The sequence below is a fragment of the Nakamurella sp. genome (assembly GCF_044224575.1).
Classification (GTDB): domain Bacteria; phylum Actinomycetota; class Actinomycetes; order Mycobacteriales; family Nakamurellaceae; genus Nakamurella.
In genome coordinates this window covers 185,161-208,540 of the sequence record NZ_JBGAKE010000002.1, presented here as the reverse complement: position 1 = coordinate 208,540, position 23,380 = coordinate 185,161, and the positions used below count along the sequence as shown (strand labels likewise).

Here is a 23,380-nt window from a genome sequence, read left to right as displayed (position 1 = left end):
ACCCCAGGATATCGGCGCCGTTCGGCGACTATTCGGAGCCGAGGGTCACCGAGACGGTCATCTCCCGCCCGTCCCGCACCAGCACCACCGGCACGGTGGCGCCGACCGGGTTTTGCCGGACCGCGACGACCAGTTCGTCGGCGTTGCCGACCTGCCGATCACCGACCTTGGTGATCACGTCACCCTCGGCAATGCCGGCCGCCGCGGCCGGGCCACCCGCCTGGACGTTCTGGACCTGGGCGCCGTCGGTGACCCCGTCGGTCGCCGACCGGGCGTTCACGCCGATCGTCGAATGCTGCACGCTGCCGGACCGGATGATCTGTTCGGCCACGCTCTTGGCCGTGTCGATCGGGATGGCGAACCCGAGGCCGATGGACCCGCTGGAATCACCGCCCAGCGTCCGGATCGCGGAGTTGATGCCGACGACCGCGCCGGACGCGTCGACCAGCGGGCCGCCGGAGTTGCCCGGGTTGACCGCGGCGTCCGTCTGGATGGCATCGATGACCGCGTCGGTGTCCGAGCCGCCACCCTGCAGGCGCACCGGTCGGTCCTTCGCGGAGACGATGCCGGTGGTGACGGTGCCGGCCAGGCCCAGCGGCGAGCCGATGGCGATCACCGGGTCGCCGACGGCCAGCGCGCCGGAGTCGCCGATCTGGGCCACGGTCGCGTTGTCGACGTCCACCTTGAGCACGGCGAGGTCGGTCAGCGGATCGCGACCGACGATCGTCGCCGGCACGCGGCTCTGCTGGCCGTCGTCGAAGATCACCGTCAACGACGCCGACGGGTCCGTGGCCGCGGTGGATACGACGTGGTTGTTGGTCAGGATGTAGCCGTTCCCGTCGATGACGACGCCCGAGCCGGTCTCACCGACGTCACCGGTACGGACCTCCAGGGAGACGACCGCGGGCAGCACCTTGGCGGCGATCTCGGCGACCGATCCGGGCTCCCGGGTCACGCCCGGCGAGACGGGCGCGAGCTCGAACGACGGATCGGTGACCGGGGCGGGCAACCGGCCGGCCGCGAACACCCCGATCACCGCGCCGACCGCGCCGATCACCAGCGCGCTGACCAGCACCCCGATGATCGCGGACGGTCGCAACCGCCGATCGAACAACGCCTGACGCAGGGTGAAACGCTCGGCCGGCGGACGGACGACGGGTTCCTTCTCGTCGGTCGCGATTGCCGGCGGGCCCAGTTGCGCGGCCGCGGACGGGTCCCGCCACGGGTCCTGGGCCGGCGGCTCGGACGACGCCGGTGCGGCCGACTCCGGCGGCCGTCCGATGCTCGACTCGCCCCGGGCGCGTCCGAACGCGTCGGCGAGGTATTCCGGGACGGGCGGTGCGCCCAACGCCACCGCGGTGCGGTGCGGCCGGGGTCCGAACGAGCCGTTGACGCCGCCCGGTCGCGCGTACGCACCCACCTGAGCAAGGTCCGCGGCTGGTGCTCGACCGGACGCAGGTGCCGGGGCCGGCGGTCGGTGCGGCCGACCGTTCGTCGTCGAAGCATCGGGCGATCCGTTCGTCACGGACCGATTGTCGTGGTCAGGCACCGCTACGGATTGCCCCACCCGGCGGTGGCGATCTGCGGACCGTTCGCCGGGCTGACGTGGGCGACCTGCGGGCTGTCCGGACGCGTGTCGGGGTCACCGGGGGGCTCGCTTCCGACCAGGGCACCGACCGTCAGCCCCGCGACGAGCGCCCCCGCGCCCAGGAAGCGAAACCGGCGGCTCCGCGCGACCGCGCGTTGATGGGCCGGCGACGGGCCGGCCAGCCGGTCGCTGCGCACCCGATCCGGTGCGGGATGCACATCGGGCCCGGTCGAGGGGAGGGCCACCGGGATCGAGCGCAGGGTGTCGAGCAGGGTGGTGGGCATGGCCGGTGCGTGTGCCGCGCGCAACCACGACCTGGCCGTCAGCTGGGCCCGCACCTCGGCGTCGCACTGCGGGCACAGCGCGATGTGCGCCGCGGCCCGCTGGTAGGACACCATCGACATCTCGCCGTCGGCGTAGGCGACGACGGCGTCGAGCGTCAGATGATCGATCGGACCGGCCGTCACGCCCGCACCTCCCCCGGCTGCCCGGCCGGCATGACGAATCCGGCCGCGTGCGGGCGTCGGCGCTCGTGGTGCGCACCGACCCGCAACCCGCTCGCCCGCCTTGCGCTCACGCCACCGCCTCCACCTCGTCGCGTCCGTTCGTGCCGGTCGTCTCACCACGCACGGCGCGCCGTCGTTCCAGGCCGGCCCGCAGCGCCAGCCGGCCACGGTGGATGCGCGACCGCACCGTCCCGAGCTTGACCCCGAGGGTGGCGCCGATCTCTTCGTAGGTCAGGCCCTCCACATCGCACAGTACGACCGCGGCGCGGAACTCGGGCAGGAGATCGTCGAGGGCGGCCTGCAGGTCGGGATCCAGGTGGGCATCGTGGAACGCCTGCTCCGGCGAGGGCTCCCGGCCGGCGATCCGGTCCGTCTCCTCCGGCAAGGCCTCCATCCGAATACGCTGCCGGCGCCGCACCAGGTCCAGGAAGACGTTGGTGGTGATCCGGTGGAGCCAGCCTTCGAACGAGCCCGGCTGGAAGGTGTCCAGCGAACGGAACACGCGGATGAAGGTCTCCTGGGTGATGTCCTCGGCGTCGTGGGCGTTGCCGGAGAGCCGGTACGCCAGGCGGTAGACCCGGTCGCCATGATCTCGAACGATCTCGTCCCAGGCCGGCGGGGTCCACGCGGGGCCGGGCGGTGCGGGGACGCTGGACAGGAAAACCACCTCCGGGTTCTTGACACCGGCAACGGCCGGCGTTCGATCATTGTTCCCGGCCCAGGTGTGAGCGATATGTGAGGGGGCCGCGGGCGACCTGACGCCGGTAGCCCGGGTGCTGGGCCGTCCGGCGCGCGACCCCAGCCCGTGACGGCCGGGACAGGAGTGACTGATGGGTGGGCAGCGCGGCTCAGGCCTACCGGCCGACGGTGCGCCTGTGTCAACGGGAGCGCGCCGGCCGGTAGGTTCGGCCGTGAGCCTGCGGTCGAACCGCGTGGCGACCGGGTCCCACTGCGTCCCGCGGCCTCGCGCCGCGGTGCCGGAACCCGCCGACGTGATGTGAATTCAGGAGGTTTCCGGTGACCACGAGCCGGTCCTATGCCGACTTTTTCGTACCCGAGTCCGAAGTCGTGCTGTCCGCACGGGCGCGGGCCGCCGACCTCGGCGCCGCGCCGACCGGATCGGGCACGGCCGCCGCCCTGACCTTCCTGGCCGCCGCCGTCGTCGCACGGTCGGTCGTCGAGATCGGCACCGGCACCGGCGTCAGCGGGCTGCATCTGTTCGCCGGGATGGCCCCCGACGGGATCCTCACCACCATCGACATCGAGGCCGAGTACCAGCGCGCGGCCAAGAAGGCGTTCATCGAGGCGGGGATCGCGCCCACCCGGACCCGGCTGATCAACGGCCGCGCCCTCGATGTGCTCCCACGGCTGACCGACGGTGCCTACGACCTGGTCCTGGTCGACGGCGCCCGCACCGAATACCCGCAGTACGTGGCCGAGGCACTACGCCTGCTGCGACCGGGCGGGGTTCTGATCGTGGACGGTGCCCTGGCCGGCGACAAGGTGGCCGACCCGACGCAACGGGACGCGGACACCGTCGCCGTCCGGGACGCCGGTCGGCTGGTGCGGGACGATGAGACGCTGACCTCGATGCTGGTTCCGTTGGGTGACGGGCTGTTGGCGGCCGTCAAGCGCGGGTGACGCGGCGATCCCGCGCCTCGGTCGCCGCGATCGGGGTCGTGACGGCGGCTGTCCTGACCCTGGCCGCCTGTGGGCAGTCGGAGGAGGAACGCCAGGCGGCCGCATCGATGGCGTCGGCGGCGGCCGCGTCGTCATCCTCGGCCGCCGCGTCGTCGTCCGCCGTGGCCGCCGCATCGTCGGCGGCATCGGCCCGATCCGCCGCCGCGGCCTCGTCGTCCGCCGCCGTTGCGGCGGCATCGTCGGCATCGGTCGCGGCCAAGGCGGCCCAGCAGTCCCGGGCGTCGGCCGCGGCATCGTCGGCGGCCCAGGCCGCGTCGTCGGCGTCGGTCGCGGCGAGCTCGGCCGCGCAGTCGGCACTCGATGCGGCGGCCTCCGCGGCCGCGGTCGCAGCGGCCGCGGCGATCGCCGCCGGCGCACCGCCGGCCGACCCCGACACGCCGGGACCGGAAGGCGACACCACCAAATGCGCCGGCTTCGAGCAGTACGCCGATGAGGAGCCGCTCGGCATGCAGGCGGACGCCGCGGCCGGCTGGCTCGCGGTTCGGGCGGCCGGTGAAGCCCAGGGTCTGACCATGTGCCTGGCCGACGGCAAGCGCAGCCGGGCGCAGCAGCAGCAGACCTACGACGACTACGTCAAGCAGTTCGGGCAGGCCATGGCCGACCAGTATGTGCTGCCCCCGGACAAGTCCGCGCATGTCCTGGGTCTGGCCATCGATGTGCAGCCGTACCAGGCGTACACCTGGCTCGAGAGCACGGACGGCGCCTTCAACTTCTGCCGGCGCTACGGCAACGAGGCCTGGCACTTCGAGTTCGACCCGTCGTTCGCGACGACCGGCTGCCCGGCCCTGCTGCCGTACCCGGGAGCCACCGCACCGGCGACCGCGACGACACCGTCCGGGTAACGGCCCCGCCCGGGTAACGGCCCCGGGTCACCGAAAGGGCCGGCCCCCACCCATGGGAGCCGGCCCTTCGGTCGAGATCACTTGCCGATCGTCACGCCCTTGCCGACGACGGTGATACCGCCGGGGCTGACCGTGTACAGATCGCTGTCCAACTCGACGTCGACGCCGACCTTCGCCCCGTCCGGAACGACGACGTTCTTGTCCAGAATGCTGTGCCGCACCACCGCGTTTCGCCCGATCCGCACACCCGGCATGATCACCGAGCCCTCGACCCGGCTCCCGCTGTTGATGTGCACGTCCTCGGCGACCACCGACCGGGACACCGTCGCCCCGGAGATGATCGTGCCGGTGCCGATCATCGAATCGCGGGCGGTCCCGTTCTCGACGAACTTGGCGGGCGGCAGTGGCGGCGGGTAGCTCAGGATCGGCCAGTCGTGGTTGTACAGGTTGAAGATCGGCTCGACCGAGATCAGATCCATGTGGGCGTCCATGAACGCGTCCAGGGTGCCAACGTCCCGCCAGTAGCCACGGTCCCGCTCGGTGGAGCCGGGCACGTTGTTGCGGGCGAAGTCGTAGACGTTCGCCGATCCCTTGTTGACGAAGTAGGGAATGATGTTGCCGCCCATGTCGTGCACGGAGGCTTCATCGGCCGCATCGATCTTCAGCGCCTCGATCAGCGCGCCGGTGGAGAAGACATAGTTGCCCATGGACGCGTAGGCCACGTCCGGATCGTCGGGCACGGCGGGCGGGTCGGCGGGCTTCTCCATGAACTCCGCGATATGGCGTCCGTCGGCGGCGGTCTTGATCACCCCGAAGGCGGTCGCCTCCCGGCGGGGCACCCGGATGCCGGCCACGGTGGCGTCCGCGCCGGAATCGATGTGGTCCGCCACCATCTGCGACGGATCCATCCGGTACACGTGGTCGGCACCGAAAACGACCAGGTAGTCGGGCTTTTCGTCGTACACCAGGTTCAGCGACTGCAGGATCGCATCCGCGCTGCCGGTGTACCACCGGGGGCCGAGGCGTTGCTGCGCCGGCACCGGGGTCACGTAGTTCCCGACCATGGTGCTCATCCGCCAGGTCTGCGTGATGTGCCGGTCGAGGGAATGGGATTTGTACTGCGTCAACACGCAGATCCGGAAGTATCCCGCGTTCACCATATTGGACAGGACGAAGTCAACCAGGCGGAAGTTTCCGCCGAACGGCACGGCCGGTTTGGCCCGGTCGGCCGTCAACGGCCACAACCGTTTTCCTTCGCCACCCGCCAACACGATGCCGAGAACCTTGGGCTTGGGCATGGCGCTGACACTAGCCGCGGCCGGCGGCTTTCGCGCGTGGGACGCACCCGATCGGCGTAGAGGTGTTCCCACCCTGCGGTGACCGGTGGGCGTGAGTAGATTCCCGGGCGTGCATACCGCCATCCTGACCCGCGAGTTTCCCCCCGACGTCTACGGCGGCGCCGGTGTCCACGTCGAGTACCTGGTCCGCGAATTGCGCAAGCTCATCGATGTCGATGTGCACTGCTTCGGGGACGACCGCCCGGGCGCGACCGGGCACCGACCCGCGCCCGACCTGGCCGGCGCGAACGCCGCCCTGACCACCCTGTCGGTCGACCTGTCGATGGTCGCGGCCACCGGTGACGTCGAGTTGCTGCACTCGCACACCTGGTACGCGAACATGGCCGGACACATCGGCAAACTGCTGCACGGCATCCCGCACGTGGTGACCGCTCACTCGCTCGAGCCGCACCGGCCCTGGAAGGCCGAGCAACTCGGCGGCGGCTACCGGCTGTCCTCGTGGGCGGAGAAGACCGCCTACGAAGCCGCCGACGCGATCATCTCGGTGTCCAGCGGGATGCGCGGCGGGATCCTGGAGAGCTACCCGGCCCTCGACCCGGCCAAGGTGCACGTCATCCGCAACGGCATCGACACCGAGATCTACAGCGCGACGGACGAGCGGTCGCTGCTGACGGACAAGGGCGTGGACCTCGACGCGCCAATCGCGTCCTTCGTCGGTCGGATCACCCGGCAGAAGGGCGTCGGGCACCTGGTCGCCGCGACCCACCATTTGGACCCGGGCGTGCAGTTGGTGCTGTGCGCGGGCGCCCCCGACACCCCGGAGATCGCCGCCGAGACCGCCGAGGCGATCGGCAAGCTGCAGGCACAGCGCCCCGGGGTGTTCTGGTTCGACGGGATGCTGACCCTGCCCGAGGTCAAGCAGGTGCTGTCCGCGTCGACGGTGTTCGTCTGCCCGTCGGTGTACGAACCGCTGGGCATTGTCAACCTGGAGGCCATGGCGTGCGGCGCGGCGGTGGTGGCCAGCGACGTCGGCGGCATCCCCGAGGTGGTCAACAACGGCGAGACGGGCCTGCTGGTGCACTACGACGCCGACCAGGGCGAGGCCTTCGAACACGACCTGGCCACCGCGGTGAACGATCTGGTGCGCGACCCTGCGCGGGCCGCGGCCTACGGCCAGGCCGGCCGGGACCGCGCGGTCAACGAGTTCTCCTGGACGGCGATCGCCGAGCAGACGGTGGACCTGTATCGCCGGGTGCTGGCCGGCTGAGTCCGGTCGGTCCGCTCGAATCCCGGTAAAGCGGACCGCCCGGGTGCCGTGATGGCAACCCGGGCGGCCCGACAAAGGCGGCTCGCGAAACGACCCGCTACTTGACCACGGCCTTCAGCGCATCACCCAGCGCCGACGCCTCATCGGCCGAAATCTCCACAACCAGACGTCCGCCGCCCTCCAGCGGAACGCGCATGACGATCCCGCGGCCCTCCTTGGTCACTTCGAGGGGACCATCCCCGGTCCGGGGCTTCATGGCCGCCATGTGCGACTCCCTCCAACACTCACCAGAAATCTGCGGCCGGGTCGGACCGCACGGCCCGCCGACCTTCCGCGATATTCGCGGACGGTCCATTCTCCCCCATGATCGGTGGTGCGCCGAATCCAGGTCGTCTCGCCCGCCCGCGGGTTCGACCCGGGACCACACCAGGACATGACCCCGAAGGGACACCGATGACCCAGCCGACCGCCGACCCGCCGGTACTGGTGACCGATCGCGGCGCCATCCGCACGGTGACGTTGAACCGGCCGACCGCCTTCAACTCCTTCGACCTGGCGCTCAAGCGCGGCCTGCTGGACGCGCTGGAGGCGGCCGCGGATCGATCGGTGCGGGCAGTGGTGATCACCGGGGCCGGCCGTGCGTTCTGCGCCGGACAGGACCTGAAGGAGCACCTCGCGCTGGTGGCTGCGAATGACGAGCGGGTCGGCCGCACGGTGCGCGAGTTCTACAACCCGGTGGTGCGGATGCTGCTCGGCCTTCGCAAACCGGTGATCGCCGCCGTCAACGGGCCGGCCGCCGGGGCCGGGACCGGGCTGGCGCTTGCCTGCGATCTGCGGGTGGCGGCGGCCACCGCGACGTTCTCGATGGCCTTCGCGGGGGTGGGTCTCTCGGCCGATACCGGGGCCTCGTATCTACTGCCCAGGTATGTCGGATACGGGCGGGCGTCGGCGATGATGCTGCTCGGCGAGAAGATCGACGCCGCCGAGGCGTTGCGCATCGGGCTGGTCGATCGGGTGGTGGACGACGCCGACCTGGCCGGCACCGTTGCGGGGCTGGCCGACCGGCTGGCCGCCGGGCCGACCCAGGCCTATGGCTGGATCAAGGCCTCCCTGCAACACGCCGCGTCGGCCGGCCTGGAGTCCACGCTGGACGTCGAGGACCGGGCGCAAACCGCCTGTTTCGCCTCCGACGATCACCGGGAGGCGGTCGCCGCGTTCGTCGGGAAGCGACCACCGCGGTTCACCGGGCGCTGACCGGACCCGCCCGGCGTAACCTTGCCTGGTGGGACCGATGGGAGAACTGGGCGCGCTGTTCAACCCCGGCATGCGCCACGAACTCGAGGAACGTCGGGCCCGCGCCGCACGCCGCGAGGAGGAGGGCAACGCCCGCGACGGTGACTTACGGATCGACCTGGATTCCGGGGTCGCGATCATCAACTCACAGGATGAGGATGAGAGCGACCCGGCCGGCTCGCCGAGCACTCGATCCGGTCCGTCGGATGCCGCCGGGGCCGACTCCGGGGCGACAGAAGCTGGTGCGGCCGAACCGGGTGGCGCGGATGTCGCCGGCTCGTTGACCGAGGCGGGATCTGCCGAAACCGAGGCTGGAGCGCCCGACGCCGAGGCGGGACCGGCCGACGCCGAGGCGGGAGCGCCCGAGGAGTCGAATCCGGCGCCGCTGCGCCCGCGCGGCAAACGAGCGATGACCGCAACTCGTCGCTGACCCCCGGCCGGCCTCGCGTCCGGTCGGCGACGGTTCCATCAGCCGGTGGTGGACCGCCAGCAGCCGGCCAGGTGGTCGTCGACCATCCCGGTGGCCTGCATCAGCGCGTGAGCCGTCGTCGGGCCGAAGAACTTGAACCCGCGGCGCTTGAGATCCTTGGCCATGGCGGTCGATTCGGGGGTGATCGGGACGACATCGGCCATCGACGCCGGGCGCGGCCGCGACGCCGGGGCGAACGACCAGAGCAACCGATCAAGCCCGCCATCCAGCTCGGCCGCCACCCGGGCGTTGTGGATCGAGGCCTCGATCTTGGCCCGGTTGCGCACGATCGACGCGTCGCCGAGCAGCCGTTCGACGTCACTCTCGTCGAAGTCGGCCACCGCCCCGATCCGGAAGTCGGCGAAGGCCCGGCGAAACCCCGGCCGCTTGCGCAGGATCGTCAGCCAGCTCAGGCCGGACTGGAACGCCTCCAGGCACAGCCGCTCGTACAGCGCGTCGTCGCCGTGCAGCGGCACACCCCATTCGGTGTCGTGGTAGCCGATGTACTCGGGCGCGCTCGCCCCCCATCGGCATCGGGCGCGGCCGTCCTCGCCGACGGCCAGATCGCCGGCCTCCAGCGCCTCCGCCGTCACCGCAGCACCTTCCGCTCGTCACCGGACGGTTGATGATCTCCGGGCAGCTCCCCGGTCCGCAGCATCCGCGCCATCCGCTGCAGGCAGGCCCGCAACGCCAGCTCGGCGACCGGCCTGATCACCGGGAACGCCAGGCGACCGAGGATGCCGAACGGCAGCGTCAGCTCGTTGGTCCAGGACGCCCGGCAGCCGCCCGCGACCGGCGTCACCTGCATCGTGCCGATGCCGCGAAGCAGTTGCCCGTCCTTGTCGACCACCCAGCGGTGAGGCGGCTCGTAGGCGGTGACCGTCATGGTGTCCAGGAAGCCCAACCCACCGACGCCGGTGAACGCCGCCACCCGCGACCCGACCCGCGGCACCGGTGCGTCCGCCTCCAGTGGATAGAGCCTGGTCGCGATCATCCATCGCTGCTGAGCGGCGAGGTCGACCATCGCCGCGAAGGCCGCGGACGGCTCGATTCCGGGTAGCTCGACCGATGCGTTGACGACGGCCTTCATGGCTGATCGTTCCCTTCGCTCCACTGGTCACCACTGCGGTCGGCGGTCGACTGGCGGCGCTGCGCGAGATCGTCGACCGGCACCGTGACGGGTTCGAGGGCTGCCGACCGTTCGCCCAGTTGGGCCCGCAGCCCGTCCAGCTCGGTCGCCATCCGTTCCAGAGCCCAGTCCACGTCGCTCATCCGGTAACCGCGCAGCGCCATCGCGAACCGGACCGACCGCACGTCCTGACCGGTGATCCCCTCGTCGGGCAGCTCGGTGGGCGAGGTGCGCGGAGGCAGCGGGGCCATCTGCTCACCGCGACCGAAGACGAACACCGCGATCGCGAAGATGACTCCACCGATCACCGCGGCGATCACGAGGTACTGCAGAACCGTGGTCACGCTGACGTCCTCCCGGGGCACCCCGCGGGCGCACCCCACGGTTGTCGTTCGCTGGGACGATGGTGCCACGGCGCACCGACAGTGCCCCGCCGCCGGCGGGACACGCTCAGACCAGTCCCCGGCGCGGCGCCGCCGGCGGCCGGGTGCCCGCCACGCTCGCGGCCATCTCGACCACTCGGCGGGTCGCCCGGACGTGATGGGCACGGACGACCGCGGCCCCGAGCCAGGCAGCGATCGCGGTCGCGGCCAGCGTCCCCTCCAGCCGCTCGTCGACCGGTAGATCGAGGGTCTCCCCCACGAAGTCCTTGTTGCTCAACGCCATCAGCACCGGCCACCCCGTCGCCGTGAGCTCGCCGGTCCGGTGCACGAGCTCCAGGCTGTGCCAGGTGTTCTTGCCGAAGTCGTGCGTCGGATCGATCAGCACGCCGGCCCGCGGCACGCCGATCTCGATCATCCGCCGGGCGGCCGCCGTGGTCTGCTCGATCACCGCGGCGACCACGTCCGGGTAGCCGACCCGGTACGGATTGGTCCGCGGGGCCGCTCCCCCGGTGTGCGAGCAGACGATGCCGGCGCCGAACCGGGCGGCCACCTCGCCGACCTCCGGGTCGGCCCCCGCCCAGGTGTCGTTGATCAGGTCGGCCCCGGCCTCGCAGGCGGCCACCGCGACGCCGGACCGCCACGTGTCGACGCTGATCGCCAGCTCGGGGAAGCTGTCGCGCACCCGCGCGACGAACGGCACGACGCGTCGGATCTCCTCCGACTCGGTGACCTCGGGGCCGACCCCCGCCTTCACCCCGCCGATGTCCACCAGGTCCGCGCCGTCGTCGACGGCCCGGCGCACCGCGTCCATGGCCGCGTGCTCCGCGAAGGTCGCGCCCGCATCGAAGAACGAGTCGGGGGTGCGGTTGATGATCGCCATGACCGCCGCCCGTTCGGCGGGCAGCGGGCGACCGCGCAGGACCACCGGCGGATGGGCCCGCCCGGCCGTGGGCGCCGTCATGACCGCGGGGCCGGGGCGACGGTGTTCGCCGAGATGAGCCCCTCGATGCCGGCGGCATCGAGCAGGTTGGCCGGGGCCACCGTGATTCCGGCCCGGACGTAGTGGAAGGCGGCTCGCACCCGGCTCAGGGGCAGGCCGAGCAACTCGGCGATGGCCAACCGGTAGCAGGCGAGCTGGACCGCGGCCGGCCCGTCGCGAAGCGGCGGCCGGCCGGTCTTCCAGTCCACGACGGTCACGCCGCCGTCGTCGTCGGCGAAGATGGCGTCCACCCGACCACGGACCCCCATGCCGGCGATCCGGGTGGCGAACGGCACCTCGACGTCGACCGGCACCCGGTCGCCCCAGGTCGACGTCAGGAAGCGTTGCTTGAGATCCTCCAACTCGGGGTCATCGCCCACCCAGGCGTCACCGGCGCCGGGCAGGTCGCGCAGTTCCAGCAGCGCGTCGCCCCGGAGGCGGCGCTCGAGCCAGGCATGGAAGTCCGTTCCGCGGCGGAGCCGACCGGCCGGCTCGGTGGGCACCGGACGGCTGAGCCGCCGGGCCAGCTCGGCCGGGTCCTCGGCCAACTCGACCAGCGAGGTCACGGAAATGGTGCCGGGCAGCTCGACGTCCAGCGCCCGCCCGGAGCGGGCGGACCGCTCGGCCAGCAGCGTGCTGACGTCGGCGACCCAGCCGAACGGGTCCGCCTCCGGCCCGGCCCCGTCCGGCCCGGCCGCGTGGGGCCCGGCCGCGACCGGTCCGGCCGCGACCGGTCCGAGCGTGCCGGGCGTGCCGGGCGGCCGGCCGGCGGGCGTGCCGGGCGTGCCGGGCGGCCGGCCGGCGGGGCCAACCGGCTCGACCGGCTCAGCCGGCTCAGCCGGCTCAGCCAGCGCGGCCAGCGCGGCCAGCGCGGCCAGCACTCGATCGGCGCCGGCCTGCACCAGGTCGCGGCGCTCGCCCAGTGGGTCGACCGGCCACGCCGCCGTCCGCGCGGCCATCACCTGACCGTCCTGCGGATCGGGCGGGTCGGCCCATTCGTCGGGCGCGCCGAATGGCTGCGCCCACTTCGCGCATTCGAGCAGGAACTCACTGGGTCCGGCCGGTTTGGCCGTACCCGGCCCCCAGTGGTGCCCGGAGAACAGCAGCGTGCGTTCGGTCCTGGTCAGGGCGACGTAGAGCAGCCGCCGCTCCTCGGTCAGGCGCAGGTCGGCGAACTCGGCGGTATGCGCGACCAGTGCATCGGCCAGATCTTTCTGCGTCCCGTCGACGGGCAGCACCAGCTGGGGCAGGTCGACGCGGTCCCCCCGGATCTGGGGGGGCAACTGCGCCGGGTCGCCCAACCAGGTGCTGCCTCGGGTGATCGGGAACACCCCGTCGGTCAGGTGCGGCACGGCGACGATCTCCCACTCGAGGCCCTTGGCCGCGTGCACCGTCAACACCTGGACCCGGCCGGACGGTTGCGGAACCTCGCCGGGGGTCAGGCCGTCCTCGCGTTCCGCGGCGGCATCCAGATACTCGAGCAACTCGGCCGGGCCCGCGCCGGTCGCCGCCACCTCGGCCACCACCGCCGCGAAGGCGTCGAGATGAGCCCGGCCCGCCGTTCCCGAGACCAGGGTCTCCACCTCCAGCAGGCAGGTCCGTTCCAGGTCGGCAATCAGGTCGGGCAGGGGCTGCGCCATTCGCGCCCGCATCCGGGCGAGCTGACCGGCGAACCGCTGCAGCCGGCGGTAACCCGGGCCCGAGTATGCCTCCGCCGGTCCGGGATCGGCGGCGGCGTCGATCAGCGACCAGGTGTCGATGTCCTCCACCGGCAACGCGGCGACGACCGCGGCGCGCACCGTGGCGGCCGCATCGGCCGCCGGATCGCCCGTGGTCGAATCGCCCGTCCGCTGACCCACCGGCCCGGCCAGCTCCCGCGCCCGGTTCGCCAGCGCCTCCAGATCGGCGGCTCCCAGCCGCCAGCGGGCACCGGTCAGCAGGCGGATGGCCGCGGTGCCGGCGGTGGGATCCACCAAGACCCGCAGGGTGGCGACCAGATCCGCGACCTCGGGCTCGTCGAGGAGCCCGCCGAGGCCGACCACCTCCACCGGCAGGCCCGCGGCGCGGAGCGCGTCCGCCGTGTCGGCCATATCGCTGCGTCGCCGGACGAGGACGGCGGTGGTGGGCGGCTCGGCCGACGGCCCGGCCGCCTCCAGCGCGTCCCGCCAGTAGCCGGCGATCGTGCCGGCCAACCAGGCGTTCTCCTGCGCCGCCGTACCGAACAGTCCGTAACGAACCCCGCCGGCCCGCGCACCGGGGGCCGGGCGAAGCTCGCCGACCTCCACCCGCCCGTCGTGCCGCACCGGCGCGGAGATCTCGTTGGCGAGCGTCAGGACCGCCGCCGGATTGCGGAAGCTGGTCAACAGCGGACGCACCCCCGACGGCCGTCCCGACGCGAGCGGGAAATCCGTGACGAACCGCGGCAGGTTGGAGGCCGAGGCGCCGCGCCAGGAGTAGATCGACTGAACCGGATCGCCCACCGCGGTGACAGGATGACCGCGGCGCCGCCTCTCCGAACGCCCATTCGAGTCCGGACCGCCCGGCCCCTGATCGACGGTTCCCACACCGAACAGGCCACGCAGGATGACCCGCTGCGCGTGCCCGGTGTCCTGGTACTCGTCCAGCAGGACGACGCGGTACCGGTCGCGAAGGGCCGCGCCGATCTGCGGGTGGTCGCGGACCAGGGCGGCGGCGATCTGCATCTGGTCGGCGAAGTCGACCACGCCGTGCTCACGTTTGGCCCGCACGTAGGCCTGGACCAGCGGCAAGATCCACTGTCGATCCTGCAACCGCTTGACCGGTCCGGACAGGCCGCTGTGCAACGCCTGACGTTGCCGCGGTCCGGGCGGGGCCGACCGCAGCCGCTCCAGGACGGTGGCCAGTTCGTCGGACAGTGAGTCGACGTCGGTGAGGTGATCGGCCAGTGCGGAGGAAATGGCCAGCAGTCGCTCGGTGACCTGGTCCGGGCCGAGGTCGGTGAGCAGATCCGCATCCCACCGGCCGACGACCCGCCGGGCCAGCTGCCAAGCACCGGTCGGGGTCAGCACCCGAGCGGCGGGTTCGACGCCGGCCAGCGGGCCGAAGTCTGCGATCAACCGCCCGCCGAAGGCGTGGTAGGTACTCACCTCGGGGTCCCCGGCCGTCTGTCGACCGTCCGGGGCAGCCCCGCCGGGCCGCGTGGACGGCAGCATCGCCAGCCGCCGTCGAATCCGTTGGGACAGAGCCGCCGCGGCCTTGCGGGTGAAGGTCAATCCGAGGACCTGCTCGGGCCACACCTGGCCGGTGGCAACCAGATAGACGACACGACCGGCCATCGTCTCGGTCTTGCCGGACCCGGCACCGGCCACGACCAGACCCGGTTCCAGCGGCGCCTCGATGACGGCGGCCTGTTCGGGGGTGGGGGCCGGCAGTCCGAGGTCGCGGGCCAACTCGGTCGCGGAGATCATCGCGTCACCTGACGCCCGGACGGCTGCAGCGGGCAGCTCGAACGGACCGGGCACCGCTCGCAGCTCCGGTTCTCCACCGCGACACTCGACGGGGCGGCCAGGAATTCGGCGGCGGCGCGAAGCTGCCGGATCCAGAATTCCGCAGCTTCCTGGTCGAGGGCAGGCTGCTGCCGGACGGTCGGCGTCCCGGAACGCAGGTACACCAGTTCCGCGCCACCGGGCCCGCCGCCGGCCGGATCGTCGTCGGTCAGCGCGCGACCAGCGCCCAGGTGCAGGGCGAGCTGGTACACCGCGAGCTGCGCGTTCTCCTCGACGGCGGCCCGGGACGGCACCGTCGCGCCGGTCTTGAAGTCGACGATGATCAGGCTGCCGTCCGGTGAGCGGTCGATGCGGTCGGCCCGCCCGCGCACCCCCACCGGGCGGGTGGGCGACCCGGGGTCGGCGCGGGCGACACGGCGCGGGTCGGCGGTGGCCGGGTCGGCGGTGGTGGGGTCGGCGCCGGCCGGGTCGGCGGTGGCCGGGTCGGCGGTGGCCGGGTCGGCGGTGGTCGGTTCGGCGGTGGTCGGTTCGGCGGTGATCGGGTCGGCGGTGATCGGGTCGGCGGTGATCGGGTCGGCAGTGGTCGGGTCGGCGGTGGGTACGACGAAGGCCGGGGCGGTAGCACGGGGCAGCCATGCGGACAGCGCCGCCTCGGTGGCCACCGCTCGGCGGTCGGCGGGAAGATCCGCGATCCACGCCTGCGCCGCCGTCAGCATGGCCTGGAGCGCCCGGCGGGTCCGCGCGATCAGCCACGGCGGCAACCCGGTCGGCCGGCCCAGGAATCGCTCCATCTCGGCCTCCAGATCGGCCCGCGAGACGCCGCGGGCCAGCCCGTCGACCAGCGCGTGCATCACGACCCCCTCGATCTGCTGCTGGCTCGTCGCCGACCGTCCGCCGCGGCGTTCCAGCACGGCCCGCAGGGGGCACCGGAGCACCGACTCCACGGCGGACGGGGAGAGCGTGACCGGAGCGTGCGCGGCCACGGGCGGTGCCGTGGTGGACGGCCCGGCCAGGCCGAACCAGTCCCGCGGATGGGCGCCGTCGACGCCGGCGGCGGCCAGCCGGGCCAGCTGCCGGCCGGCCAGCTCCATGACGGGCGCCGGCACCGACGGATCGGTGATCGCCCGCCGCAGGTCCGCGACCAGATGGGACAGCTGCAGGCTGCGGCGCGGCACCCCGTCGGGACGGGCGGGCCAGCCGTGCGGCAGCTCGGCGGATCCGGCCAGCTCCGTCAGGAACCGACTGGGCACGGTGTCCTGATCGCTGACGCTGGTGGCAACCAGCCGACCCCGCGCCCGGGTGGCGGCCACGTAGAACAACCGGCGTTCTTCCTGCAGCGACTCCCCCGGCCCGCCGCCGGGGGGGCCGGCGGTGACGTCGTCCTCGGCGTCGAGCAGCTCGTCGAGGCCGAGCAGACTCTGCGGCCGACGCAGCACCGGCCAGCACCCCTCGCTGACCCCGGCCAGGCAGACGACGTCCCATTCCAGCCCCTTGGCGGCGTGGGCGGACAGCAGGGCGACCCCCGGCACCGGCCGGCCGTCAGCGGCCGTCGGGTCCACGGCGATCCGCCGGTCGACGGCCTGATCCAGGAACGCCCGGATGCCCGCGTACGGCAACCGTTCCGCCAGCTCACCGGCGAGGTCGAACAGCACCATCACCGCATCCAGGCTCCGGTCGGCGCGCTGACCACCCCGACCTCCACGCAGGCTGGCGGTCAGCAGTTCATCGGCCAGGCCGAGCCGCTGCCAGACCATCCAGAGCGGTACCCGAGGATCCGGCTCGTCGGCCACGGACCCGACGAGGTCGAGCAGGGCCCGCGCGGTCAGGACCGGTTCGCGCAGATCCGCGGGTAGGTCGTCGGGCAGCGGGGCGCCGAGGAGGGCGGCGGCCACCAGGTCGGCGGTCGGTCCCGCGGTCGCGTGGGCCACCCGCAACCGCCGGCGCAACCGCCGGACGGCGTCGCTGTCCAGGCCGATGCCGGGGGCGGTCAGCAGAGCCACCGCCTGCTCGCCGGTCAGCCGCTGGGGCTCGAGCCCGAACTGCAGCACGGCGAGCATCGCGCGCACCACCGGATCGTCGGCGCAGGGGTCCACCGCGCCCGCGGCGCAGGGCACTCCGGCCGCGGCCAGCGCCCGCCGGATCGGCGGCAGGTCGCGAGCGGGCGAGCGCACCAGCACCGCCATCCGCGACCAGGCGACACCGCCGCGCAGGTGCGCCCGCCGCAGTTCGTCGGCGACGAAGGCGGCTTCGCCGGCCGCCGTCGGGAAGGTGCGGACGACCACGCCCTGCGCTGAATCGGTGCCCGGTTCGTCATGACCGGCGGACGTCGGGCGACCGTTCGCGTCCGGGCCGGCGTCGCCGACCGGCGCGACGGCCACCGTCAACTCCCGGTGCGGCCATCCGCCGGGGAGCGCCGCGGCGACGTGCCGGGTGGCCCCCAGCACCACCGGCGCCAGCCGGTGCGACACGGTCAGCGAGATCGTGGCATCCACCTCGATCCGGCGCATCGCACCCGGCTGCGAACCCCGAAACGCGTAGATCGCCTGGTCCGGGTCGCCGAAGACGACCAGCTCGTCCGCCCCGGACGCCAGTCGTTCGACCAGCCTGGCCTGGGCCGGGTCGACGTCCTGGTACTCGTCCACGAACAATCGCCGCACCCGGCCCTGCTCCTGGGCCAGGACCCGGTCGTCGGCGAGCAGGGCCAGGGCCGCCCGGGTCAGCTCCGCCTGATCCAATGCCGGGCCCAGGCCGGCGGTGCCCTGCCGCAGGTCGGCGACGTCCTGGTACTCCCGGGCGAAGCGGGCGGCGGCCTGCCATTCGGGGCGTCGCCGACGCCGGCCGAGCTCGGCCAATCGACCCGGGGTGATGCCACGCTCGGCCGTCCGCAACATCAGGTCGCGCAGTTCCGCGGCGAAGGTCGGCGAGGCCAGCGCCGGCCGGAGTGGCTCCGGCCACCGGCCACCACCGTCGGCCAGGTGACCGGCCAGCAGCTCACGTACGACCTGGTCCGACTCGCCGGCCGCGAGCAGCCGCGGCACCGAATCCCCGGCGACGGCCGCCTGCCGACGCAGCAGGGCGAAGGCGTACCCGTGCAGGGTTCGCACGATGGGCTCACGGGTGGTCACCCCGAGCCGCTGGGTGATCCGAGTGGTCAGCTCGGCTGCCGCCCGACGGGAGAAGGTGAGCACCAGAACTTGCTCCGGGGGGACGCCGCGATCGGTGATGCGCTGGGCGACCGCCTCGACGAGCGTGGCGGTCTTCCCCGTTCCCGGTCCCGCGAGCACCCGCACCCGTCGGTCGGTGTTCTCGAGGACGGACCGCTGCTCGGCGGTCGGCCGGACCGTCGCGGCCGGCACCGGCCGCCGGAGCCGCAGGTCCACCGATCCGGACCCCGCCTCGGGCGCGCTGAGCAGCTGGCTCGACGTCATGCTCACGATCTCATCACGGACCTCCGACAGTGCCACCCTGCGACATGGACCCACCTCTGCGCCGGCCGCTGTGCGGTCACACTGTCCCGATGGACATGGAACTGGCCCAGCGCATGCTCGACGTCGTCGCAGCGGTCCCGTCCGGCCGGGTGACCACCTACGGCGATGTCGCGGCCCGGGCCGGCAGCCGCTCGCCGCGGCTGGCCGGTTTCGTGCTGGCCAACCTGGCCGACGAGGCCACCCCGTGGCACCGCGTGCTGCGCAGCAACGGCACCCCGGCACCCCAGCTGGCCGCCGAACAGCTCGCCCGGCTGCGCGTCGAAGGCGTGCTGGCCGTCGACGGCCGGGTCGACCTGCGCCGGTACCGCTGGTCGGACTGACCGTCGGCCACTGACCCGGCCCTTAGTGCACATGTCCGGATTCCATCCCCAGCCGGCGTTTTCCCATGGAACGGGCCCGGCGACCCGACAACCGTGTCCGGCATGGACGAACTCGGCGGGCCGGCCCGCATCAAGATCAGCGGCTCAGCCGGATTGCTGGCGGCCGTGCCCAACATGTTGGGGTTTCACCCGACCGACAGCATCGTGATGATGTGCATGTCCGGCGAACGGAATGCCCTCGGTCCGGTCGCTCGGGTCGACCTGCCACGCGGTCGCGACCGTGACCTCGTCGGCCATCTGATCGGAACCGCCCTCACCCACGCCGACCGTGTCGCGCTGGTCTGCTACCCCTGCCGCCGGCGGCGTCCGGCCATCCTGGGTGATCTCCTCGACGCGCTGACCCGCGCCGGAATCGACGTGCTCGCCGCGCTGGTCGTGCACGCCGGGCGGGTATGGGAGGCACCCACCCCCAGATCGCTCCGGCTCGCCGACAGCCGGCCGGTGCCGGGTGACCACCATCCCGCGGCGCGCGCATTCGCGGCGGCGAACGCGATGACCGGCCGGGTGGTGCTGGCCGACCGTGCGCAACTGCGCGCGTCCATCGCCGGGCCGCACGGCGATCGTCGTCGGCTGGCCCTCCAGGCCGTCGCCGAGGTGATCTCGGGGCACCCGGCCGACCTGACCGACGGGGCCGGCGGAGCACCGTGGGGATCGAGCGCCGGCCCGGAGCGCCGGCGCTCGCCGACGAAGGTCGCTCCCCTGCCCGGCCGGGTGAACCGGCTCGTCGATTGCGCCCTGGCCCAGGTGTCGGCGAGCGGCACGGTGGAGGTCAAGATTGCCGCCGAATTGGCGATCGCCTGCCTGGATCGGGCGACGCGCGACGGTGTGCTGGTCCGCGGGCTTTTCGAACTCGACCGGATCTGGTTGGCCATGCTGATCTCCTGCGCCGCGTGGACGACCGACGACCTGGCCGCGGGCCTCTGCTCGGTGCTGGCGACCGTCGCCTACCGGCACGGCGACGGCGGGCTGGCCCAGGTCAGCGTGGACCGATGCCTGGCGGCCGAACCGGACAACCGGCTGACCCACCTCCTGCTGGACACCATGGCGGCCGGGCTGCCGCCCGATGTGCTGGACCAGCTGCTGGTTCCGGCCGATCGCGAACCCCACGCCGTCGGCCCGGACGGGTTCGGCTTCGGCCCGGACGAGTTCGGGCTGGACGGCTCCGGCCGGCTCGGTCCGGCGACGGAGGCGGCTCCCGACCGCGGATTCCCGACCAGGCGGGACGACGACGATGATGCGGTGGCCTGACGAACCCGGGCGATCGTCGGACCGGTCAACGCAGGAACCGGTCGACCCGCTCCACGGTCGACAGCATGGTGACCAGATCGTCGGCCGGCGTCCGTGGGTGGGCCAGGCTGACGGCCAGCCGGAAGAGCGCGGCTCGCCGCACCAGTTGCGGCCAGTCGGCACCGTCCGCCCAGTCCCCGACCACCTCGATCGGCGCATCGCCGTGGGCGATCGCGTCGATCGCGAGCACCGCGACGGCCCATCCGGCGGGACGCCAGAACGGGCTGACGTCGACGACGGCCGGATCGGCGTCCCCGGCGAACAGGACCGTGCCGAACAGGTCGCCGTGGGCGACCTGGCTCGGCGAGACCACCGGACGGCGAAGGGCCGCCAACTCGCGGTAGACGGTCGCCCCGTGCCCGTGCCCGAGTCGCTCCTCGGTGTCGAGCACCTCACCCCAGGCCAACCGGTCCGCCCAACTGGCCAGGTCGTTGCGCTCGCGCAGGAAGCGCGGCTCGGGAACATCGGCCATCGCCTTGTGCAGCGCCTGTCCGGCCACCCGGATCTCGTCGAAACGCGGGGCGGTGCGGCCGGCGACATAACGGTGGGCCGTCCAGCCGGAGACCACCCATCGTCCGTCGGTCGAACGGATCGGCCGGGCGATGCGCACGCCGGTCACCGGACGCTGCTCGAGGACGGAGGCCAGCCAACTCGCCTCGACCGGCTCGTCGACCGCTTTGATCACGGTATTACCGGCCCGCCAGGTTCGGCCCCGCCCGCCGGTCAACCGGTCGAGTTCGTCACCGGCTGCGTTGAATGCGGTCAACACGTGGTCCGGCGGGCGGCCGGATCCTGGGGGCAGCACCGCGTCGAGACGGTGCTGGTCGGCGTCCGCCGCGACACCGCCCGCCACCCGCTCATCCGGTCGTGCGGTCACCAACCGACCGTACCGGGCCCGCCGCGTCCATCGATGCACCGCGCGCCGGTCGGGGACCCACTGCCTACCCCGATCGTGGGCCCGGCGGTCACCGCGTCAGTACGTGGGCAGGCTCGAATCCACCTGTTTGATCCAGGCGAGCACCCCACCGCCGACATGCACCGCATCGCCGAATCCGGCCTTGTGCAGCACGGCCAGCGCCTCCGCGGACCGGGCCCCCGACTTGCAGTGCAGCACCAGCGGCCGGTCCATCGGCAGCGAGGACAGTGCCTCGCCCGAGATGATGTCGCCCTTGGGGATCAGGACCGATCCGGGGATGGAAACGATCTCGTACTCGTTCTGCTCGCGGACGTCCACCAGCAGGAAGTCGTCACCGGCATCCATCTTGGCCTTGAGGTCCCGGGCCGAGATGGTGTGGTTGGCGGCGGCCTCGGCCGCCTCGTCGGTCAGCGTGCCGCAGAACGCGTCGTAGTCGATCAGCCCGGTGATCGGTTCGCCCGCCGGATCCTTGCGGATCTTGACGGTGCGGTACGTCATCTCCAACGCGTCGTACACCATCAGCCGGCCGAGCAACGGTTCACCGATGCCGGTGATCAACTTGATCGCCTCGGTCACCATGACCGAGCCGATCGACGCGCACAGCACCCCGAGCACGCCGCCCTCGGCGCAGGACGGCACCATGCCGGGAGGGGGCGGTTCCGGATACAGGTCCCGGTACTGCGGACCGTACTCGGCCCAGAACACACTGACCTGGCCTTCGAACCGGAAGATGGACCCCCACACGTACGGCTTGCCCAGCAGCACGCAGGCGTCGTTGACCAGGTACCGGGTGGCGAAGTTGTCGGTGCCGTCGAGGATCAGGTCGTACGGCTCGAAAATCTCCAGGGCGTTGCCCGAGTCGAGCCGTTCGGTGTGCAGGATCACGGTGACGTACGGGTTGACCTCCGCGATGGACTCCGCGGCGGACACCGCCTTGGGCTTGCCGACATCCGACTGCCCGTGGATGATCTGCCGCTGCAGGTTCGACTCGTCGACCGTGTCGAAGTCCAGGATTCCCAGCGTGCCGACCCCGGCCGCAGCCAGATAGAGCAGGGCCGGTGATCCCAGCCCGCCGGCGCCGACGACCAGCACCTTCGCGTTTTTCAGTCGCTTCTGACCGATCATTCCGACATCGGGAATGATCAGGTGGCGCGAGTACCGCTCCACCTCGGCCTTGGTCAGCGACTCGGCCGGCTCCACCAGCGGTGGCAATGTCACGTTCTTCTCCTCGCGCACGAACCACAATCTGCCTCTTGGGCAACCCCGAACGGCCGGGGAATCTTCCCAGACCCGCTCGGCGGTGTCAGCCGGCGGGTGACGGCGATTGGGCCGGGACGGCGGTGTTGTCCGGGAACGGATACGGATTGGCGGCGCAGACGTTGCCGTCGGCGGGGATCGTCTGCGGGTCCAGCATGGCCAGGTCGTCGTCGGAGGTGCTCCAGGACTGCTGCATCATGATCGGCGCCGGGGCCCCGTTCGCCGGGCACGGCTGATGCCGGTTGCCCAGGGCATGTCCCACCTCGTGGTTGACCGCGTAAGCGCGGTACGCGTCGAGATCACCGTTGTACGACATCGCGCCGCGGGCCCACCGGGCGTCGTTGATCAACACCCGGTCCATCCAGCCGTTGAAGCAGGACGCCTCCAGCGGGATGTCCCAGCCGCAGTTGGCGGGCGCGCGGACGGTCTGCTGGCTGGTCAGTGAGATCCGGATGTCCGGGTCCCCGTTGTCGATCCGGGTGAGGCTGACCTGCCCGTCGCCGATCCACGACCGCGGGTCGGCCAGCGTCGCGTCGACCTTCTGGGCGAACTGCTGGTCCAGGTCGGCGGGGAGACCGTCCTCGACCTCGACGGTATAGGTGAGCGCGCGCTGTCCGGTGCCGACGGTGGGCGAGGTTCCGGGCACCACGTGCCAGGTGCCGGCGCCGGTCGGGGTGAACGGATCTCCGGCCGGCAACGCGCCCGCGGCGACCGACGCGGCGGTGTGGCCCTGGGCATCGGTGTTGTTGGGGTCCGGCAGCAGCGCGGCGGCCGAGTCGGTGATCGTGGGGGCGGCCGCCGTCCCCGGGGTGGCCGCCGCCCGGGCGGTCGATCCGTTCAGCGTCGTCGATCCGGTCGTCGCCCCCTGCGCCGCCGCGGGCTCGGCCGGTGAGTTCCGGCCCGCCGTCTGGATCAGCACCAGAACGGTCAGCACCGCGAGGACGCTGATGGACACCAACCGCCACCGACTGCGGCCACCGGAGCGACCCCCCGCGCTCTGTTGCTCGCGCGACCGGGCCGCGGGGCGCGTCGAGGATCGCCCGGGTGTCGTTCGCGAGGACGACGAGGCCGATGAGCGCTTCGCGGACGAGCCGCCGGCGCGGGATTCCCCG

Annotated in this window: 21 protein-coding genes; 7 read left to right on the top strand and 14 right to left on the bottom strand. The window is 72.6% G+C overall.

The window, feature by feature from the left end; genetic code table 11:
* Nucleotides 1-28: 28 nt before the first annotated feature.
* The 3 genes from ACILSK_RS03170 to sigE all read right to left on the bottom strand — a co-directional run bounded on the left by ACILSK_RS03170 (nucleotide 29) and on the right by sigE (nucleotide 2,761).
* On the bottom strand, nucleotides 29-1,420 hold the full coding sequence (locus ACILSK_RS03170; protein ID WP_395725664.1) for a S1C family serine protease: 1,392 nt from the start codon (nucleotides 1,418-1,420) through the stop codon (nucleotides 29-31).
* Between the two features lie 131 nt (nucleotides 1,421-1,551).
* Nucleotides 1,552-2,055: a zf-HC2 domain-containing protein gene (locus ACILSK_RS03165; protein WP_395725663.1), complete on the bottom strand. Its 504-nt coding sequence runs from the start codon at nucleotides 2,053-2,055 to the stop codon at nucleotides 1,552-1,554.
* A gap of 106 nt (nucleotides 2,056-2,161) precedes the next feature.
* Nucleotides 2,162-2,761 (bottom strand): RNA polymerase sigma factor SigE, encoded by a 600-nt coding sequence (gene sigE / locus ACILSK_RS03160; RefSeq protein ID WP_395725662.1) that lies wholly within the window; start codon nucleotides 2,759-2,761, stop codon nucleotides 2,162-2,164.
* Nucleotides 2,762-3,111: 350 nt separating this feature from the next.
* Between sigE and ACILSK_RS03155 the strand changes: the two genes are divergently transcribed.
* Complete coding sequence (locus ACILSK_RS03155; protein ID WP_395725661.1) at nucleotides 3,112-3,735, top strand: O-methyltransferase; 624 nt, start codon at nucleotides 3,112-3,114, stop codon at nucleotides 3,733-3,735.
* A gap of 38 nt (nucleotides 3,736-3,773) precedes the next feature.
* On the top strand, nucleotides 3,774-4,637 hold the full coding sequence (locus ACILSK_RS03150; RefSeq protein ID WP_395725660.1) for a D-alanyl-D-alanine carboxypeptidase family protein: 864 nt from the start codon (nucleotides 3,774-3,776) through the stop codon (nucleotides 4,635-4,637).
* A gap of 77 nt (nucleotides 4,638-4,714) precedes the next feature.
* Here ACILSK_RS03150 and glgC read toward each other — a convergent pair whose 3' ends face one another.
* Nucleotides 4,715-5,935, bottom strand: a complete 1,221-nt coding sequence (gene glgC, locus ACILSK_RS03145; RefSeq protein ID WP_395725659.1) for a glucose-1-phosphate adenylyltransferase — start codon at nucleotides 5,933-5,935, stop codon at nucleotides 4,715-4,717.
* A 109-nt stretch (nucleotides 5,936-6,044) separates the two neighbouring features.
* Here glgC and glgA point away from each other — a divergent pair, with 109 nt between their 5' ends.
* Nucleotides 6,045-7,202 (top strand): glycogen synthase, encoded by a 1,158-nt coding sequence (gene glgA, locus ACILSK_RS03140; protein ID WP_395725658.1) that lies wholly within the window; start codon nucleotides 6,045-6,047, stop codon nucleotides 7,200-7,202.
* Nucleotides 7,203-7,299: 97 nt separating this feature from the next.
* On the opposite strand, the gene ACILSK_RS03135 is transcribed toward glgA, so the two are convergent.
* The gene (locus ACILSK_RS03135) at nucleotides 7,300-7,467 is read right to left on the bottom strand and encodes a DUF3117 domain-containing protein (RefSeq protein WP_395725657.1); all 168 of its coding nucleotides are present in this window, start codon (nucleotides 7,465-7,467) and stop codon (nucleotides 7,300-7,302) included.
* Between the two features lie 188 nt (nucleotides 7,468-7,655).
* Between ACILSK_RS03135 and ACILSK_RS03130 the strand changes: the two genes are divergently transcribed.
* Together ACILSK_RS03130 and ACILSK_RS03125 are read left to right on the top strand one after the other, a co-directional pair.
* Nucleotides 7,656-8,456 carry an enoyl-CoA hydratase-related protein gene (locus ACILSK_RS03130; RefSeq protein ID WP_395725656.1) on the top strand — a complete coding sequence of 267 codons (801 nt, stop codon included), beginning with the start codon at nucleotides 7,656-7,658 and terminating at the stop codon, nucleotides 8,454-8,456.
* Between the two features lie 37 nt (nucleotides 8,457-8,493).
* Nucleotides 8,494-8,925, top strand: a complete 432-nt coding sequence (locus ACILSK_RS03125; RefSeq protein WP_395725833.1) for a DUF6191 domain-containing protein — start codon at nucleotides 8,494-8,496, stop codon at nucleotides 8,923-8,925.
* A 38-nt stretch (nucleotides 8,926-8,963) separates the two neighbouring features.
* Here the strand turns inward: ACILSK_RS03125 and ACILSK_RS03120 are convergent, their stop codons facing one another.
* The 6 genes from ACILSK_RS03120 to ACILSK_RS03095 form a co-directional block, all read right to left on the bottom strand.
* The gene (locus tag ACILSK_RS03120) at nucleotides 8,964-9,557 is read right to left on the bottom strand and encodes a DNA-3-methyladenine glycosylase I (RefSeq protein WP_395725655.1); all 594 of its coding nucleotides are present in this window, start codon (nucleotides 9,555-9,557) and stop codon (nucleotides 8,964-8,966) included.
* Nucleotides 9,554-10,054 carry an SRPBCC family protein gene (locus ACILSK_RS03115; protein WP_395725654.1) on the bottom strand — a complete coding sequence of 167 codons (501 nt, stop codon included), beginning with the start codon at nucleotides 10,052-10,054 and terminating at the stop codon, nucleotides 9,554-9,556. The genes ACILSK_RS03120 and ACILSK_RS03115 overlap by 4 nt, the downstream gene beginning before the upstream one ends.
* Nucleotides 10,051-10,437 carry a DivIVA domain-containing protein gene (locus ACILSK_RS03110; RefSeq protein ID WP_395725653.1) on the bottom strand — a complete coding sequence of 129 codons (387 nt, stop codon included), beginning with the start codon at nucleotides 10,435-10,437 and terminating at the stop codon, nucleotides 10,051-10,053. Before ACILSK_RS03110 ends, ACILSK_RS03115 begins: the two co-directional genes overlap by 4 nt.
* A gap of 106 nt (nucleotides 10,438-10,543) precedes the next feature.
* A complete protein-coding gene (gene folP / locus ACILSK_RS03105) occupies nucleotides 10,544-11,437 on the bottom strand; it encodes a dihydropteroate synthase (protein ID WP_395725652.1) in 894 nt (297 codons plus the stop codon).
* Entirely contained in the window at nucleotides 11,434-14,901 is a 3,468-nt protein-coding gene (locus ACILSK_RS03100) for an ATP-dependent helicase (RefSeq protein WP_395725651.1), read from the bottom strand. The genes folP and ACILSK_RS03100 overlap by 4 nt, the downstream gene beginning before the upstream one ends.
* The gene (locus ACILSK_RS03095) at nucleotides 14,898-18,368 is read right to left on the bottom strand and encodes a UvrD-helicase domain-containing protein (protein WP_395725650.1); all 3,471 of its coding nucleotides are present in this window, start codon (nucleotides 18,366-18,368) and stop codon (nucleotides 14,898-14,900) included. Before ACILSK_RS03095 ends, ACILSK_RS03100 begins: the two co-directional genes overlap by 4 nt.
* Before the next feature lie 89 nt (nucleotides 18,369-18,457).
* Here ACILSK_RS03095 and ACILSK_RS03090 point away from each other — a divergent pair, with 89 nt between their 5' ends.
* Together ACILSK_RS03090 and ACILSK_RS03085 are read left to right on the top strand one after the other, a co-directional pair.
* Nucleotides 18,458-18,748, top strand: coding sequence for an MGMT family protein (locus tag ACILSK_RS03090; protein WP_395725649.1), 291 nt, complete (start codon nucleotides 18,458-18,460; stop codon nucleotides 18,746-18,748).
* A gap of 102 nt (nucleotides 18,749-18,850) precedes the next feature.
* A complete protein-coding gene (locus tag ACILSK_RS03085; protein ID WP_395725648.1) occupies nucleotides 18,851-20,056 on the top strand; it encodes a DUF4192 domain-containing protein in 1,206 nt (401 codons plus the stop codon).
* Nucleotides 20,057-20,081: 25 nt separating this feature from the next.
* Here the strand turns inward: ACILSK_RS03085 and ACILSK_RS03080 are convergent, their stop codons facing one another.
* The 3 genes from ACILSK_RS03080 to ACILSK_RS03070 all read right to left on the bottom strand — a co-directional run bounded on the left by ACILSK_RS03080 (nucleotide 20,082) and on the right by ACILSK_RS03070 (nucleotide 23,223).
* The gene (locus tag ACILSK_RS03080) at nucleotides 20,082-20,972 is read right to left on the bottom strand and encodes a TIGR02569 family protein (protein ID WP_395725647.1); all 891 of its coding nucleotides are present in this window, start codon (nucleotides 20,970-20,972) and stop codon (nucleotides 20,082-20,084) included.
* Between the two features lie 96 nt (nucleotides 20,973-21,068).
* Nucleotides 21,069-22,229: an adenylyltransferase/sulfurtransferase MoeZ gene (gene moeZ, locus ACILSK_RS03075; protein WP_395725646.1), complete on the bottom strand. Its 1,161-nt coding sequence runs from the start codon at nucleotides 22,227-22,229 to the stop codon at nucleotides 21,069-21,071.
* 85 nt (nucleotides 22,230-22,314) lie between these two features.
* Complete coding sequence (locus ACILSK_RS03070; RefSeq protein WP_395725645.1) at nucleotides 22,315-23,223, bottom strand: DUF3152 domain-containing protein; 909 nt, start codon at nucleotides 23,221-23,223, stop codon at nucleotides 22,315-22,317.
* Nucleotides 23,224-23,380 lie beyond the last annotated feature (157 nt).